Annotated in this window: 13 protein-coding genes; 9 read left to right on the top strand and 4 right to left on the bottom strand. The window is 56.1% G+C overall.

Going from position 1 to position 17,126, the window contains the following annotated elements; all coding sequences use genetic code 11:
- Positions 1 to 15: 15 nt before the first annotated feature.
- From BMZ79_RS20880 to BMZ79_RS20855, 6 genes are all read left to right on the top strand, one after another.
- Entirely contained in the window at positions 16 to 906 is an 891-nt protein-coding gene (locus tag BMZ79_RS20880) for an ABC transporter permease subunit (protein WP_090643313.1), read from the top strand.
- The gene (locus BMZ79_RS20875; protein ID WP_090643310.1) at positions 903 to 1,826 is read left to right on the top strand and encodes an ABC transporter permease; all 924 of its coding nucleotides are present in this window, start codon (positions 903 to 905) and stop codon (positions 1,824 to 1,826) included. Before BMZ79_RS20880 ends, BMZ79_RS20875 begins: the two co-directional genes overlap by 4 nt.
- 207 nt (positions 1,827 to 2,033) lie before the next feature.
- Positions 2,034 to 3,602, top strand: coding sequence for a hypothetical protein (locus BMZ79_RS20870; protein ID WP_143089014.1), 1,569 nt, complete (start codon positions 2,034 to 2,036; stop codon positions 3,600 to 3,602).
- Positions 3,603 to 3,939: 337 nt separating this feature from the next.
- Positions 3,940 to 4,953 (top strand): Gfo/Idh/MocA family protein, encoded by a 1,014-nt coding sequence (locus tag BMZ79_RS20865; RefSeq protein WP_256252920.1) that lies wholly within the window; start codon positions 3,940 to 3,942, stop codon positions 4,951 to 4,953.
- A 252-nt stretch (positions 4,954 to 5,205) separates the two neighbouring features.
- Positions 5,206 to 5,835 (top strand): TetR/AcrR family transcriptional regulator, encoded by a 630-nt coding sequence (locus tag BMZ79_RS20860; protein WP_090643302.1) that lies wholly within the window; start codon positions 5,206 to 5,208, stop codon positions 5,833 to 5,835.
- On the top strand, positions 5,828 to 6,175 hold the full coding sequence (locus BMZ79_RS20855) for a DUF4260 domain-containing protein (RefSeq protein WP_090643299.1): 348 nt from the start codon (positions 5,828 to 5,830) through the stop codon (positions 6,173 to 6,175). The genes BMZ79_RS20860 and BMZ79_RS20855 overlap by 8 nt, the downstream gene beginning before the upstream one ends.
- Positions 6,176 to 6,351: 176 nt before the next feature.
- Here BMZ79_RS20855 and BMZ79_RS20850 read toward each other — a convergent pair whose 3' ends face one another.
- The 3 genes from BMZ79_RS20850 to BMZ79_RS20840 are packed head-to-tail and all read right to left on the bottom strand — an operon-like array spanning position 6,352 to position 9,963.
- Positions 6,352 to 7,506 (bottom strand): Ger(x)C family spore germination protein, encoded by a 1,155-nt coding sequence (locus BMZ79_RS20850; RefSeq protein WP_090643297.1) that lies wholly within the window; start codon positions 7,504 to 7,506, stop codon positions 6,352 to 6,354.
- A complete protein-coding gene (locus tag BMZ79_RS20845) occupies positions 7,503 to 8,888 on the bottom strand; it encodes a spore germination protein (RefSeq protein WP_090643295.1) in 1,386 nt (461 codons plus the stop codon). The genes BMZ79_RS20850 and BMZ79_RS20845 overlap by 4 nt, the downstream gene beginning before the upstream one ends.
- Positions 8,881 to 9,963, bottom strand: coding sequence for a GerAB/ArcD/ProY family transporter (locus BMZ79_RS20840; RefSeq protein WP_090643293.1), 1,083 nt, complete (start codon positions 9,961 to 9,963; stop codon positions 8,881 to 8,883). The genes BMZ79_RS20845 and BMZ79_RS20840 overlap by 8 nt, the downstream gene beginning before the upstream one ends.
- Before the next feature lie 681 nt (positions 9,964 to 10,644).
- Between BMZ79_RS20840 and BMZ79_RS20835 the strand changes: the two genes are divergently transcribed.
- Together BMZ79_RS20835 and BMZ79_RS20830 are read left to right on the top strand one after the other, a co-directional pair.
- Entirely contained in the window at positions 10,645 to 11,664 is a 1,020-nt protein-coding gene (locus BMZ79_RS20835) for an ROK family transcriptional regulator (RefSeq protein ID WP_090643291.1), read from the top strand.
- Between the two features lie 49 nt (positions 11,665 to 11,713).
- On the top strand, positions 11,714 to 12,931 hold the full coding sequence (locus tag BMZ79_RS20830) for an MFS transporter (protein ID WP_090643288.1): 1,218 nt from the start codon (positions 11,714 to 11,716) through the stop codon (positions 12,929 to 12,931).
- Between the two features lie 382 nt (positions 12,932 to 13,313).
- Here the strand turns inward: BMZ79_RS20830 and mprF are convergent, their stop codons facing one another.
- On the bottom strand, positions 13,314 to 16,016 hold the full coding sequence (gene mprF / locus BMZ79_RS20825) for a bifunctional lysylphosphatidylglycerol flippase/synthetase MprF (RefSeq protein WP_090643285.1): 2,703 nt from the start codon (positions 16,014 to 16,016) through the stop codon (positions 13,314 to 13,316).
- A 485-nt stretch (positions 16,017 to 16,501) separates the two neighbouring features.
- On the opposite strand from mprF, the gene BMZ79_RS20820 reads away from it, so the two are divergent.
- A complete protein-coding gene (locus tag BMZ79_RS20820; RefSeq protein WP_218154743.1) occupies positions 16,502 to 17,062 on the top strand; it encodes a TetR/AcrR family transcriptional regulator in 561 nt (186 codons plus the stop codon).
- Positions 17,063 to 17,126: the final 64 nt, after the last annotated feature.

The raw sequence follows: 17,126 nt of genomic DNA, 5'->3' as shown, positions 1-17,126 counted from the left end.
GATTTCGGTTACGGCATGACAAAAGTAACGCGGTACATCTTCATGCTACTGGGCACGCTGTCGTTCGTGCTTGCATTTGCGACGTTTCCCGCCGTACTGAAGCAAAGCGCGTTCGACGGTTCGCTTCGCTTCCATTGGTCCGAAGGATGGACGAGCCTCGCGCGCTACTTGGAAGGAATCGCGAACGGCGACAGCTTCCGCTGCCTGGCCGGCCAGAAGGAATTACCGTTCTTTCGCCAGATCGGAAGCAGCTTCATGCTTTCTTTGATCTACTTGGCGACCGGCGCCGCGGTCGGCTTAACCATGGGCATCGCGCTCGGCATCCATTTTGCGCTGTCGCGCGCGAAGCGGCTCAGACGTCTATTGGACGTGACGGGCGTGCTCCCGGATTTCGTCATCGTGCTGCTGCTGCAGTTTGCAATCGTCCTGTTGTCGTCGGCGACCGGACTGCTTCTCGTACAGGTTGCGAGCATAACCGCGGATCGGCCGGCGGTCGCGCTTCCGCTCCTCTCGACCATCATCGTTCCTTCGGGCTACATGATCCGGAACGTCGCGCTTCACATGAGCCAGACGCTGACCGAGGACTACATCATGGCCGCGAAAGCGCGAGGATTGAAGAAGCGTTACAGGATCTTCTTCCATGCGCTGCCTAACGTACTGCCCTTCATCAAAGCCGACGCGAATAAATTCTTGGCCATTCTGTTCGGGAATTTGTTCATTTTCGAATATTTGTATAACTTGAACGGCGTGACGGCGTTCGTATTCGCCAACGCGTATACCACGTTCAAACTGTACCAATACAACCTCGTCGTGAACGGGATCTTGACGCTGCTGCTGCTGTACGCGATTTTGTTTGCGCTCGTAAGAGCCTTGCTATTCGGGTGGGAGAAGGTGTTCGCGCGATGAATAAAACATTGGCAACCGGTTTGGCGATCACGATGCTCTTCCTCGTTGCGTGCTTCTTCGGCGAATATGCCGCCCCGTACGATCTAAGCGAGAACGTGCCGCCCCATTATGTCGGCGAGCCCGGTCACCGCACGCTGGTCGCGCCGCCGTTCCCGCCGTCGGCAAGCCACCCGTTCGGCACGGATAAATACGGGACCGACATGGCGGCGAAGCTCCTGGACGGGGCGAAATATACGATCATCGCCTCGTTATCGGTCGCGTTCTTTCGCCTTTTCGCGGGCGGGGCGCTGGGGCTGCTGCTTGGTTATTACGGGGCGGGAAGGATCTCTCGGACCGGCCGGACGCCGATCTGGACGATGTTGAACGGCATCCCGATTTTTATCGTCGTCTGGATGATCATGACCGGCATCTCGATGGATCCTTCGGCGACTCCCCTCGAGATGACCCTGATCCTGTCCGCCGTACTGGCGCTGGTCGGGATTCCGGCGGTGGCATCGACGGTGAAAGCGAAAACGACGGTGCTCCGCGAGGAGCCGTTCATCCTCTCCGCCCGCTCGGTCGGGGCCGGACGCCGGCGGATCATTCGCACGCATCTGCTGCCGCATCTGCAGGAAAGCCTTCTGATTCTGTTCGTCCAAGAAATCGTCTTGATTCTCGGCTTGTTCGGACAGCTGGCGATCTTTAATCTCTTCGTCGGCGGCACGCTGGTCTACAAAGATTTGCTGTATCCGGAATACGCGAGCCGCACGAACGAATGGAGCGGGCTGATCGGACAGTCCCGGGGGAATTTGTATATCTACCGGTGGGTGCTGTTCTTTCCGCTGCTCGCGTACATCGCGTACATTCTCGGTCTCCATATGATCGCGCTCGGGATCGAAAAGAGGTACGCGCGGAAGGTCGCCAAGTTTTCGCAGCTCTGAATTAACCCGGCGTATGCATGTTCGCCGCACGGCGTCCCGATGATCAAGCAATCGTTGATCCATCGGGACAATTTTATTTTATCGAAAAATAGCGCGCATTTGATAAGAGAGATGGTATAGTAGGAGTATCCGTCAGTATGGTATCGATACCAGAAAAGCGGCGAACCGCTTCTCTTCGAGTTCTAATCACGCTATTGGAGGTACCTTATGAGCCAGTCTATGTATAACGGAACGATTCCTCGCGACGCGTTGGAAAGCTACCTTTCGCGGGCGGTCACGGCCGCGGATCTGGTCAACAGCGCGACGTTGGACGACGATCTCAGAATGATCGGCAATATCGGCGCCAAGTTTCTCGGCCGCGCCTCGGGCGTGTGGCTGCTGGAACCGGATGACGACGCGCACTTCCGGAACTCTCGGGCGCTTGCGGAACGCGTGCATGCGGTCGACCCGGACATTATGCTGCAGACGTGCATTTTTGAAGCCGTTTTCAGCGGCGTGGAGCGCATCGACATCCCGGTTTGGGTGTTCGAGGCGTTTCGATTGCCGGTCGAACGGCGTACGTTCCGTTACGCGGACATGCTGTTCGATTCGAAGCCGCAGGGATTCGTGTGGGATGGGGACGGCGGCATTCCGAACTTGAACAAGCTGGAGGCGCAGCTATGGTTCTATTACAGGGCGGTGCGTTATATCGATGCCGGGTACGAGGCGATCCATATGGGACAAGTCCATTTGTATACCGCCGAAGACGACGGGTTTCGGCAGACGACCGCCTTGTTCCGGAAGATCAGGGACTACGCCGGCGTCCATGCGAGGCGCGGCATCGTGCTGCTCGATGCGCATACCCACGGGGTCAATATCAACGGCGAGCTTCTGTTCGACTTTCATTCCATGCCCTATTCGCGGATGCCGATCTTGGATCGGACGGGAGACAAGCTCGCGCTGGTGCAAGAGGGGTTCAGCGAAGGCGGCGTAACGCCGAGCGGCTGGAGCTGCGATTCCTTGCCGATGCTGATGGAGCTCGATAATTGGGGAGGGAAGTTCTTCAGCGAAAGCGACGGCATTCCGGACGAACGCCGAGCTTGGATGGAATGGTGGGGGTACGACCAGATTGCGTGGTTTGCCTCGCAGGACGCGGAGAGCCGCGACCGATTCTTGGAGTATGCCTTCAAATGGACGGCCGTAACCAACATCCATGCGTATTTGCAAATGCCGGTCCGCAGAACGTTGGGCAGCTGCCGGATCCCGATGCCGGCAAGCGGCGAAGGCGAAGCGGCCGCCGACGTTTATCAAGCCAATCGCCCCGGCGCCGGCTGTCCGCTCGGATTCGGTCAGGAAGAGACGATCAAGCGGCTTTGGCAGTCGGAGGAAGATCTCCGGGGCCGGGCAAGCAATCCGATTCCGAACGCTCCCTTCGGCGCGGCGAACGACTTCGATCCCGAGACCGGCGTCAAGCTTCCGGCGCGCGTCGTTTTATACGGCAGCTTCCAGCATCAGGTCGGCGCGATCAATTACGATTCCAACAGCGAGACGACCCGCATGTACTATAAGGGGAACGGCCTTTACCGGCGGACGTTCGTATTTCCGTTCCGGGGCTCGTTCGATTACGCGGTCGCTCCTTACGGAACCTTGTCCCAGACGTATTCGATCGACGGTTACCCCCGAAGCGGGTCTTCGACGAAGTCGGCGTTGATCTTGGAACGGGATAACGAAACCGTGGAATTCGTCTTCGACTTCGCCAATCGTCAGCTTACCGCCCATGTAGTCGAAGGGCGATAACCGCGCACGGACGTTTGGTCGCGAGGACAACGTTAATTTGACGGTGAACGATTGAATGGAAACGACGCAGCCGGTCGCAACGATCGGCTGCTTTCCCGTTGGCGATGGGAAAGTCCGCGACCTAAGCGAAGCGGCCAAGGCGCAGAATCGCTAAATTAATCGTAGAATCGTCCAAATAATCAGCGTATACAATAAAATGTTGCGATGTTATAATTTACCTCGAGGATTGCTGGGCAACGTGTCGATCATGCACCGCACGTATACGTGCGCGTTATCTCCATCGCTGCAACAATCTTTTTTCGACCGGGAACTGTAAGCGTTAACAAAAGAGGATGGTATGGGAGGCGTTGAAATGGATAAAGTTCGGTTTCTTATGATCGGTGTAGGTGGCATGGGAAGAGAGCACATCCGCAGATTGTTGAACGTGCCTGAAGCAGAAATCGTCGCGTTGTCGGATCCGTCCGACAAGGCCATTAACGTGGTGAAGGAAACATACCCTCAGCTCGCCGACATTGCCGTCTACGCGGACTACCGGGAAGCGATTGCGCAATCCGGCGCGGATGCGGCCGTTATTGTTTCCCCGCATAGCATGCACTTCGAGCAAGGAATGGCATGCCTCGACGGCGGTCTTCACGTGCTGATGGAGAAGCCGTTCGTAAGCGGGGCCGACAATGCGGAGAAAATCATCGCGCATGCCGAAAAGGTGAACAAGCATTTGGTCGTCGCGTACCAGCGTCACCTGATGGGTCCCTATATGTTTATCCGCGACTTGATCGCAAGAGGGGAACTGGGGAAAATCAACTTCATCACCGCCTACCAGGCCCAAAGATGGCTGATCGGCGCAACGGGCACCTGGAGGCAAAACCTTGCGTTGTCCTGCGGCGGGCAACTGAACGATTCGGGCAGCCATCTGCTGGACGTCGTGCTGTGGGTCACGGGCCTCGAGCCGGAGAGCGTATCCGCCATGATCGAGAACCACGGCAGAGAAGTGGATATCGATTCCGCCGTGACCGTTCGCTTCAAGGGCGGCGCCATCGCGACCTTTAACGTGGTCGGCAGCGCGAGCATCAGCTGGCACGAGGACGTCTCCATCCACGGCGATAAAGGATCGGTCTTGTACCGCAACAATCAAATCTTGGTCGCGAAGGAAGGCGAAAGGTCCCTGACCGAAATCTCGGAACGGGAATTGCCGGAATCGAGCGATCCGGATGTCGATTTCGTGAACCTCGTATTGGGCCGGGTGAGCGAAGCGGCCGCGCCTTCGAGCTGCGGCTTAAGAATCGCCCGTTTGACGGAAGCGGCATGGGAGAGCGCCGCCAACGGCAGCAAGGTTATCTCGTTAGCTGACTAAACGCGCACGCATCGGGCATCCTAACCACGACGGCAGCAGCCCGGAGGAATGCCAAACGTTCGCTGCGATGAGTACGCGCGCTGCGATGAGTGCGCGAATTCATACGCCGCTTGGAAAGAGCCATCCCTCGCGGGATGGTTCTTTTTAATGCGTGATTACATGCGCGACTGCTATTGACTGTTCGAACAAACAGTATTATGATGAGTGCATGACAAAAACTGTTCGACCAAACAGTATAGGAGCGAGGAAGCCATGACGACATCAACATCCCACCAGGACGAACGAAGAAGCGCCATCCTGCAGGCGGCCTTCAAGTTATTCGGGCAGGCGGGCTACGCCAAAGCGACGATGAAAGATATCGCGGCCAAAGCCGGGGTCGCTCAAGGACTGATCGGATACCATTTCGGCACGAAAGAAACGCTGCTCGTCGAAGCGGTGAGGGAATGGATGATCAACAAGGGCATGAAGGCCGCCTTCGCGGAGCTGGATCTGCACGGATCTCCCGCGGAGATTCTAGAGCGGGCTTTGCTCCACGTCGTGAAGTTTCGTAAAGAAAACCCCGAGTGGTTTACGCTGCTGATCACCCTTTGGACGGAGAGCGTAAACAACGACAAGCTCGCGGCGGAGTTACGCGAACTTTACATGGAAATGAAATCGGGCATCATGGTCATCCTCGATCGCATGGAGCTGCGGATGGAACGGCGCGACCAGGAAACGCTGGCGTCGGTGATCCAAGCCGTATTCGACGGATTGACGCTTCAAGCTCCCGTCCCGCTGTCTACGGAGCCGATCTCCCACGAGCAGGTGTCGCTGGGAATCGGATGGCTGTTTGAAGGGGTACGAACCACGGCTCAACCGAAAGGAGAACCCAACCATGAATAAGCATCTGATTCGCATCGAGGGACTGGCCGTTCTGGCTTTAAGCACCTCCATGTACTTCTTCAACGGATACAATTGGATCGTTTTTCTGCTGCTGCTGCTGGTCCCCGACGCGTTCATGATCGGCTATGCGTTCAATCAAAAGGCGGGAGCGCATCTCTACAACGCCGCCCATACCTTCGTCACGCCGCTGCTGCTGTTATTGGCGGGCATGGCCTTTTCGTCCGGCTTCCTCACGATGATCGGCTTCATCTGGCTGGCTCATATCGGCATGGACCGAATGATGGGTTACGGATTGAAATACGAAACGGATTTTAAGGACACGCATATCCAACGCATCTAACTCGAAACGGAGCCGAGGCCTGTCGTTCAACATGGGCCGCGAGCGGAGTTTCTCCTTCACCATTTGGCCGTCCCGTCATTCGGCAGCTGCAGCAAGAAGGGCATACGGTTGCCATGGTCGGACAATCTGGAGAAGCTTCCGCACACCATTCGGCTCAGCCGGGCGGCGAGATTTCCTTAAGGGCTGCCGCCTATCTGATTACGATGGCCATCCTCATTGCTCCGCTCCCGCAGCTCGAACATGTTCGTTCCCACGAGCTTGACGTTGACGTGCAGCTCCAGCCCCGGAATATCGTTATTGACGGCAAGGCCTTTGCGGTACCAAACTTCGTTCAAGGAGTAAATGTCGACGGCGCGTTTCTTTCCGTTCTCGTAGGTTTGGGTGATTTCGTCCTCGATGTTCTTCTTGATCAACGCATTCGCTTGCTCGAGCCCGAACGCCAGCTTCTGCTCCCGCATGTCGGCATCCAGGCTAAGGTACAGCTGGACCGTCCGTTTCCCGTTCTTATAGGCGGGCTTCTTCTTCAGCTTATTGTCCTTGACCGCAACGGTTCCGTAATAGGTGCCCTTGTCTCCTCGGAGGGGGAGAATGCCGCGGGACGTTTTCTCGTTCAGCCACTTCACGCCGCTTACTTCTTCACGGCTGAACCTGGCTTGGCTCTTGCCGTTCCGCAGCGCGACCAGTCCGTTCACGATCGGCAGCGTGATCGGCTTGCCGTCTTTGTCCCAGTTCTCGGAAAGCCCGACATGATCCAGCAGCGAGGTCTCGTACGGCTCGCTCGAAGAGCGCACGAAACTCTGGTAACTCACCGGCTTGAAGGAAGACTGCATCTGTTTATACAAGAGGTTCGGCTGAAAGTACATGGTGTTTACGGGGGACGTCCCCGTAATCGGCTTGGTGCTGAACACCTTCGCGAGGTCTTCGTTCGTGGCGAACACCCATGGCGTATAGCGCTGGTCGCGCGTCCGCATCAGCTCGTCGTGAATGTCGAAGACGCCCTTCTCCAGTAGGCGGTCGGTGAAGAAAAACACTTTATTCTGCGTCCAGTCGGTACGCATTTGGCTTTCCTTCCTCAGGTCGTACATTGCCAGCTCGATGCTGACGCCTTCGCCTTTGCCGACCACGACCGGATTCGGGGCGGCCGGGCCTCCTTCTTGCTTCGCCATGGAGGAGAGCTCGTTGATTTGCGCATAGATTCGATATTGCCCGTCGACGTAGTCGACGCCGATCATATTAATGAAGTTGAAATATTGAATGTTTTTGACGTCCCAGCAGCCGCAGACGAACAACAGCATGCAGCCGGCCAAAGCCGCTTTCCAGGTTTGCTTCATTCGGCGCCATCCTCCATTTTCGTATCGTCCTGCAAGTGGAGGTTCTGGGCACGCTTCTTCATCCGGTTTGCCGGTTTCTTCAACAGTGCCCCCGCGATATCCGCCCAATTCGGCGGCGACAGCGGAGAGAGGTACGGAATGCCGAAGGATTTCAAGTCCGATAAATAGGCGACGACGAAGAAAGCGGACAAGAAGAATCCGAACATGCCGAGGATCGAGCAGATGATCATGATGGCAATGCGGATGACCGACACGACGCCGCTCAGCGTCGGGTTCACGAGCGTGTAGCCGGCGATGACCGTGGTCGCGGCGATGACCGTGACCGTCGGAGACGTAATGCCGGCCCGTATGGCGGCATCGCCGACGATGATGCCGCCGACGACCGTTACCGTCGGGCCGACCGACTTCGGAAGGCGCATACCCGCTTCCTTGAAGAGCTCGAACAAGACGATGACGCTGATCGTTTCAAGCGGAAGCGAAGTCGGAAGTCCGATGCGGTTCGTGGCGATGGTGGCCAGCAAGGGAAGCGGAACCTGCTCGAAATTGAAGCCGAGCAGCGCGATGTAGAACCCGGGCAGAAACAGCGCCAAGTGCCAACCGAACAAGCGCATGATCCGTTGAAAAGAACCGATGACCGCACGGAAGTAGCCGTCTTCCGGCGATTTCATGAGCGACGTCAGCGTAACGGGCGCGATGATGGCAAGCGGCGAGCCGTTCAGCAGGATCGCGAAACGGCCGCCGACCAGATACTCCGCGGCGAAATCCGGCCTACCGGTATTGTCGATCAGCGGGACCACCGCGAGCGACCGGTCCGAGATCGCTTCCTCCAGCTGGGAGCTGGTAATAAGCGCGTCGATGTCGATTTTCCGCAGCCTGGCCCGGGCCTCGTCGACCGCGGCCTTATTCGCGATATCCTGAATATACAGCAGGCTGATCGCGGTCTGGCTCCGGACGCCGATCGTGAAGGACTCGACCTTGAGCGTCGTCGTGCCCAGCCGCTTGCGGATGAGCGCGATATTGGTCTGGAGGCTCTCGGTGAATCCGTCGCGCGCCCCCTTCGTAGACGTTTCCGTAACGGATTCTTCGGGGTTTCGCTGAGGCGGGTCCGCGACATGCTGCACGTAGCAGCAAGCCGTTTCCGGCTCGAAGAGAAGCAGGTTGCCGTTAAACACGCAAGCGGCAAGCTCTTCCTCCCATTTAGCCGTCAAGGCGACGGGGTGCTGCCGCCATACGTGCGCGCCGCATGTGCTCAGCTCGTTGATTTGCCCCTGATTGGACATGCCCAGGCAGTAGACGAACAGGAAGCTGCCGTTTGATTCGAACATCACGTCTCCGCAGTTCTCGAATAGTTTCCGGATGCCGCTTTCGCTTAGGTTATCCATTCCGCTTCACCGCTTTCCCGTTCTTTCCCACCCAAACGCACAGCAAGAGCACGAGGCTCATGCAACCGCAAAACAGGCCGGAGATCGTATAGTACGAGGTCACTTGGTCGTGGAACCGGACGTCCGATAGCTTGAACTGGTTGACCACGAAGAGAAACACGACGATCAGGATGTACAAGAGCTCGGGATGGCGCCATTTCTTCACCCACAAGCTGTGAATGATGTAGATGGCGAGCGAAGTGCGGATGAACGATCCGGCCAACCATTGGTAGATGGACAGGAAGTCGGTTTGGCTCAGCATGCTTCCGATGGACGCCATGCGCCACTGCTCGTAGGCCGGGTACCGCAGCTTCTCGGCTTCGAACGGGCCGAACATGGCCATGATGCCGGCCAGCGGTCCGAACGTCAGCTCGACCAGTATGAGGACGACCAGCGCCATATTTTTGCGGGTCAGTTTCCCCTTGACATCGTCTTTCAGGAAGAAGACGAGGAAGATCTCCATAATGCCCGCTGTCGTATACCAGGCGCCATGCGCAACCGCTTGCGGCGGATTTTTGAACACGGGAAACAGATAGTCGTAATCTTTGAATTGAAAGTTCACGGTCATCACGTAGAAGCCGAGTGCGACGATCCAGGGCAGCAGGATGCCGTTGGTGATGGCGATCGCGGCGATTCCCTTCCTTGCCGTGTAATAACAAATGCTGAGGATACATAGGCCGACGACCCATTTCGGGGTATAGGTCAAGTAGGTTGAATTGGACCAGATGATCGTATCCCGAACGCTGATGCTCGCCTGAGCCGCGAAATATAACGTGTATACAAGCGTGAAGACCAGCCATACGAACGAATTCGTTTTCTCGGTCACCCAAGTGGAGAGCGAAGATGGGATTTGCTTGAAAATATAGGTATACAGCAGGCCGACAAGCAAGGAAGGGACGATGGCGAATAAGACGGAAATCCAGGCATCCCGTTTCGCCGCATCGAGCAGGATGGGAATCAAAATGACGTGGTTCGAAATTCCGATGAACGTGATGAGCAGCATGGACAACTGGAAAGGGGTGATTTTGTCGTTCAATCCGATCGCTCCTCCTACAGTCGAAGTGCGGTTAGCTTTTCCAATTGCGTGAAATTCATGCAAGACCGCAAGACGACCCGCCGTCTTGCCTTCGCGACGGGGCGATTCGTGTGCGCGACGCGTACGGGAATCGTGACTTCGGGACCGGAACTTGCCTCGCAAAAACGAGCTCCGTCCCTGTAGGACGGAGCTTTTCGTTTCGCTTGGCTAACTTGGCAGGACTTGCTTGGCCGGGGCATGCGATTGCGGCTTGCAGATGCCGCAGAATCCGACCGCGTGGCGGACGCTGCCGATGTAGACCCAGCCGGTCCTCATCATCACGTCCCCTTGTCGGCGAAGAGAGACGGCCTTGCAGCGCATGCAGTAAAAAAATTCGGTATTCGGGAGCAATCGGTTGACCACCTTTTGAATTGGTTTACAGAACTATAGCATAATTGGGTTAGAATAGGATGTGGTCAAATTTTAGGAGTAGGGTTGAAAAATTCAAGACGTTTGCCGAGTTCCCAAGCAGCCGAGGATGCCGAAGCCGTAAAATACGCGACGATTCATGGCGCAGGCCAAAAAAACATAACAACTCGTCAGAAATACGCCCTTGTTCCGTCAGACGGGTTTTGCTACGATGATCACAAGTTATTAAAGCGATTTAATAAGTCGGACCCCATTAGGAAAGGTACGGATCAGATGACGAACTTGTTTATGCCGAACGAGATCAAGGAGCCGTTGATTTATCGCATCCGAGCGGGACTCATCATGATGGGCAGCGCCACGAAAGCGGAGCTCAGCCAGCGCTTGGGGATCAGCTTTCCGACCATCAGCAAGTGTATCGCGCAGATGGAGAGGGACGGGGAAATCCGCTATACGGGGGATGACGATTCCAGCGGAGGCAGGCGGGCGAAGCGATATGCCTACGATCCGGAATACATGCTGGGGCTTGCCGTCTTTATCGAGAAGGATGAGACCCATTACTCGATCTTCAACTGTATCGGAGAGATCAAAGCGCAGGGATCGGAGCCAAGCGTTATCCGCGAGAATGCGCAGCTGCTGGCGGAGCTGATCGAAGGGCTCATCGAACAATACCCGAGGCTGCGTTCCATTGCGATCGGAGTGCCCGGCGCCGTAAACAACGGGAAAATCATTTTTATCCCGCCGTATCACAATTTTCTTCATTACGACTTGAAAGGGGAATTCGAATCCCGGTTCCAAATCCCGGTCGTGGTCGAAAACGATATGAACGCCTCGGTGCTGGGGTATGCGTCGAACTTCGAGATTGAGAACGAATCGCTGGTTTATTTGTACTTCGGTCAGAATGGCCCGGGTTCCGGCATTATGATCAACGGGCAAGTCGTGCGGGGGAATACGTTCTTCTCGGGCGAGATCTCGTTCGTTCCCCAGTACGATACGCAGTCTTTCTCGGATGCGCTGTATATGGAGAAGCGAGAAAGCCGGATCGTTTTGGCCGGCGATAAGCAGCTCGATGCCGTTGCCCGGTTGATTGCGGCCTTCGCGGCCATCATCAACCCTCGCGCGGTCGTCTTTTGCGACGATGAAGTGGACGAAGCGCGATTAGCCAGCATCGCGGACCTAAGCTCCACGTATATCCCGCGCGAGCATCTGCCCCTGCTCGTGTCGAGCGATTGGAGACAGGATTATTTGACCGGCTTGCAGCAATTAGCGCTTCATCTGATGATTACGGATGGTTGATTGACTAGAGGTCCGAACTTTATATTTCTGATGAAGGAGGTGCTCCGCATTGGCAACCCTTTTTTTGGTTATTATTTATCTGGCGTTCATTAGCCTGGGGATTCCGGATTCGCTGCTCGGATCCGCATGGCCGGTCATACGGCCCGATCTGGGCGCTTCGTTTGGCTTCGCGGGGATCTTGTCCATGATCGTTGCCGGGGGAACCATCGTTTCCAGTCTGGTCAGCGGGAATTTGGTTCAGCGATTCGGGACCGGGAAATTGACGTTGCTTAGCTGCTGTCTGACGGCTGGAGCGCTGCTCGGCTTTTCCGTCGCGCCTTCGATCATCTGGCTTGTCTTCTTGGCCGTTCCGCTTGGTCTAGGCGGGGGAGCCATTGACGCGGCGCTCAATCATTATGTAGCCGAGAACTACAAGGCTCACCACATGAACTGGCTGCACTGCTTTTGGGGCGTAGGGGCCACGATGGGACCCATCATGATGGCGTATTTTATCGCTGAACAGCACTCCTGGAGAAGCGGTTATGCGGCCGTGTCGGCGATCCAGTTCACGCTCGCGATCATCTTGCTCGTTACGCTCCCGCTATGGAAACGCGTTGCGGAATGGAGGAACGGCGCGCGAGATAGCATGAATCCTGCGGCGGATCAAGCCGGAACGGAAGGGAACCTTCGTGCGGGCGGTACCCCGTCTAACGTGCTCCTGATCAGAGGGGTGATACCGACGCTGATCGCTTTTTTGTTCTATTGCGGAGTTGAATCCACGGTCGGATTATGGGGGGCCAGCTATCTCGCCGGCGCGCGAAATATGACCGCGGAGGCAGCCGCCGGGTGGATCTCTTCGTATTACGGCGGAATCACGATCGGCAGGTTCGTCACGGGTTTCGTTACGATGAAGGTCGGCAATCGCGCGTTGATCCGATGCGGTCAGATTACGGCGATCGCGGGCGGGCTGCTCCTCGCGCTGCCGGTGCAGCCCTTGTTCTTGGTCGGACTCGTTCTTATCGGGTTGGGGCTTGCGCCCATCTATCCGGGGCTGCTTCATGAAACGCCGGTCCGCTTCGGGCAAGGGAACGCCGCCAAGCTCATGGGGGTTCAAATGGCCGTAGCCTATACGGGATCGACGCTTCTTCCACCGCTATTCGGCGTCCTATCCACACAGGCGAGCATTGCCGTATTCCCGGTCATCGTGCTTGCTTTTCTAGTCATCCAGTTGCTTAGCGCGGAAAAAGTCAATCGCTCGTTAATTCGGACGGGGCTCTCGTCTCGTTGAGACGATGCTCGCCGATCGCATCGGCAATTACGTTCCGCTTACGCGAGAAGACGTCGGAACGATCTTGGGAAATTCGCTATAACATGCAATAGGGGCTGTCTCACAAATTTACGCTTAAGCTTGGCGGTGAATTCAACGACGACCGCCTTGAACTGCGCCTTGTCGGTCACGTCGAGCGGATAGGCGCCTGCCTTGCCGCAGCCTCCGCTCCGAGGCCGGTGCCGCCGCCCGTGATCAGGACGACCTTGTTGGTGATTCCTTCGCTCATGCTATATCTCCTCTGCGAATGTTTTGGGGCAAACGCCGGTCCGATTTGAAGCCGGATGCCTCAATTCCCCGACATCCCGATTAGGGTTGCAGAGACAACGCGAATTTATGACCGTTAGGATTTGGATGTCCCGTTCGGCGGCAGAACGGAATCGTTGCGGCCGGAAATCACGTCTAGCGCTCCATGATTCTTTTTCGGCCGGCGAGCAATAAGCCGAACCAACTCCACTAGAAGCAGCGGCAAGGACACCGTGCGCGGATAAGCAAGAAAACGAGGTTCCCAGTCCGGGTGGAATTTTTCCTTGTATTTCCGAAGCCCCTTGAATCCGTACCAATAACCGCCATGCTTAAAGACGACGTGCGCCAGCTTTTCTTCCCGGATCGCCGCTTGCGCCTGGCCGACGCTCGAGAGCGGAGCCATGCCCAAATTGAAGGTTTCGTACCCCTCGGCTTGAGCCCATTCCAGCAGGCAGACGAATAATTGATCCATCGTGCCGTTCGGCGTATCCGGAAGATGGCGCATCAGATCGACGGAGATGCTTCCGTGATCGTCGTAGCTGGGAGCCAGCGTGGCGAAAGCAATCAAGTCTTCTTCGGGCGCCATCAACAGCGCGATCGGCGACAATTGCAAATAAGCAGGGTCGAACCAACCGAGCGAAAAGCTCTTTTCTTTTTTGCCCTGCAGCCATTTCTGCGAGATTCGGCGGAGCTTCTCCAGCAGTTGCGGGTCGTGCGGCGGCTGTAACACGTCGAAGCGGTACCCTTCGCGGTCGAATTTGTTTTTGACCGTCCGCAAGTTCGCCATTCGTTTGCCGCTCAGCGTGAAGCCTTCCAACGGCACGAGCGCTTCTTCCCCCAATTTGAAGAACCGGTATCCGTTCTCGTGATAGATCGGGAGGTTGCGCGGCGAAACCTGGTAAAAGACGACCGCGAGATCATACAGATCCGCAAAACGCTGGCATTCCTGAATGGCTTCGCTAAGCCGCTCTTGTTGACCGAGAGGATCGCCGAGGACGACGAGCTTGTTGCGAATGATGGCATACGGAATCAACACCCGATCGTTGCTCGCCCAGAAGAAATGCTTGTCTCCTGCAAATAAGACGTGCGTCAGATAGTTCCCTTCTTCGCGTTCCAGGAACAAGCGCAATTTCGCTTGTTCTTCTTGGGGATTCATCTTATGCACCAAGCGACTCGGCCGGAGGAGCAGGATAAGCGACAGCAACAGCCAAGCGGCCAATATGCCGGTGATGGCGACAAGGCCGTTCAGCTTCGGGTTAATGAACCAAATGAACTCCGTTTCCGGCCTCAAAGGATGGGGCAAGGCAGGGTGGATCCCCGATGCGATGATATCGTAGACATAGGCGAGGACAAAGGTTAACGCGGCCCACAATGCCGCCTTCTCCCTGCTGAAGCTCGCGGACAATCGGTAAAACCGGTCGCGCGAGATCCACAGCAGCAAGGCCACGATAAGCAAGAACACGGCCTCCTCGATATCGAATGCCTTGCTGAACGTAAATACGGCGCCCGCGCATAGGAGGAAGAGCGTCAATTGATACGCGCGCTTGACCCGGTGGGAGATTCCCCATGACAGAACGATCAGCAGCAGGCCGATCACGACGCTTACGTGATGCGATAATCGCATTAACGGAGCGCTGAGCAGCTCGTCAATTAGGCGAAGGCGATATAACAGGCCGGGCAGAGCCGCGGAGACGAGGAGCAATACGCCGCTCGCGAACACTAATTTGCCGAGCGACCATACGCCGAGCTCGCCAACCAACTTGAATTGGTTGGGGAAATGCCAGATTCGTTGCCAGCGATTCAACCCGTTCTCGAAATTCTCGTCATCCGGGTCAATCGTTCTGTCGCGATCCATCGCCACGTCGGAGGCGGCCATCGCGAGACCGATCATCCAGGGAAACAGATAATACATCAAGCGGAATAGCACGAGGACGGCAGCCGTCTTATCGGCGGGATAGCCCAACTGCTGCAGCCCGGCCAGCGCGGTCAGGTCGAATCCGCCTATACCGCCCGGAGCCATCGTAAGCAGCCCGGTAATCGCCGCTACGGTATAGATGCCAAGCGCGTCCGCAAGCGGCAGGCCGGGAAGCAGGCAGGTGCCGATGAGCCAGAAGCACAGACCCGCGCAGACCCATTCCAAGCCGGACGCGACGATCGAGGCCGCGATCGTGCCTCCGTTCATCTTCGGCAGATTCCGATTCAACCATTTCGCATAGAACGAGGTGCGCTGCAGAACGACGTACCCGGGCAAATACAAAGCGGTTGCCCAAACCGCGTACAGCGTCCAAAGGTGGACGCGAATGGCCGAATGGATGGGCAATAGGCCGAGAAGGCCCGCCCATGAAAGCAGGGAAAGACCCGTAATCGTGATGGTGGAGAGGAAAGCGATCGATGCCGTGATCGTCTGCATCGGAATGCCGCGCTTCCGGTAGAAGTAGGTTCGGAAGGCCGCGCCGGCGATCCCGGAGAACCCAATGACGCTGTTGGACGTGTTTGCGACCCACGAATAACGGAACGTATCCCAGGAGCCGAGCGGGATGCGGAAATGGCGCCGAAGCACGAAGTCATAGACGCTAACCGCCGCAACCGCGACGAGCGAGGCTCCGAAGAGGAAGAGCACGGTCGGGGGCTTGATATGGTGAAGCGTATGAAGGGTACCCGTCCAATCGATCTTTTGGAACTCGTTCTTACCCTCCCAATAAATAAAGGCGATCACGGCGGCCGGAATCAAGATCTGCGGAATCTTGTACCGGTGCAGGGCCGCGAATAACTGGCTGATGGCTGGTCGCAGGCGTTTCATTTTGAATGCAAGGCTCCCTTGAACATGATCCGGCTTCCGATAACATCGGATAGTATTTCCACAATCGGGATCGAACCGAACATGGCAGGGGCATTTTATGTTGAAGGCGCTTGACGCGCTGGGTACGGTGGAAATTGCCGGAAACCGGTATCCCGACTGGATCATGGCGACGATTGACCGTTAAGGACGCAAGCTTAACGGAATAAACCTTGCTAGGATTAGAAACCGGAACGCGCAAGCAGCGATCGAAGTACAGCGCTCCGCTCCCGGGGCGCTATTTTTATATCATCGATAATTCCAATTGATTAACTATGAATTGTCCGCTATGATAAATACCAATTAACAAATGCTGTAAGCGTACGTTTTTATTCCTAATGTCCATTTTGGAACAAATTCCTGTAATTTGTCCGATTATCGAAAAGGATGTGATTCAAATGGGCATCCCCCGACCGGATCGCCGAATTCCGAAAACGAAACAGCATATCGTGAACGCTTTTTTGTCCCTATGCGAGCAAAGGCCGTTCGATGCCATCGTGATCAAAGACATCACGGAAGCGGCCGATGTGAGCCGTTCTACGTTTTATGCGCATTTTCAGGACAAATACGACTTACTCGAACAAATCGTCAAAGCCAAACTCGCGGAACTTAATCATCTGTATGAAAGCAGGAAAACCGTCATCCTAAGCTACGAGCCGCGTCAAGACGGGCCGGATCCGTATTTCGCCGTCATGTTCGAGCATTTGGCCGAGAACGCTTCGTCCTATCTCGTTCTCTTGTCGCGCTTGCCGGAATCCGGGTTCGAAGCGCGGCTGACGGAAGCCGTCCACAGCACCCTCGGCCTGCGGATCGACGACAACCGAATGGATCAGAAGCAGCCGATTCCGCTGGATATCTTGCTGGAAAGCATGTCCTTCTGGATTACCGGCACCGCGGTTGCCTGGCTGAAGCAAGGCATGATCTACTCCCCCAACTATATGGCGATTCAATTGAGCAGGCTGGCCGCCATGGGATTTTATCAAGCGATGAATTACAAGGCGAACAAATGAAGGCTTCCTGTTAGAATTGCGTTCGCGCGTCGCACATCATTCTGATTATTGTCCGATAAACGCC

The sequence above is a fragment of the Paenibacillus sp. UNC496MF genome, assembly GCF_900113915.1.
GTDB lineage: Bacteria > Bacillota > Bacilli > Paenibacillales > Paenibacillaceae > Paenibacillus_Z > Paenibacillus_Z artemisiicola.
Note: the sequence above shows the minus strand (reverse complement) of the source record. Positions and strands in the feature narration are given on the sequence as shown.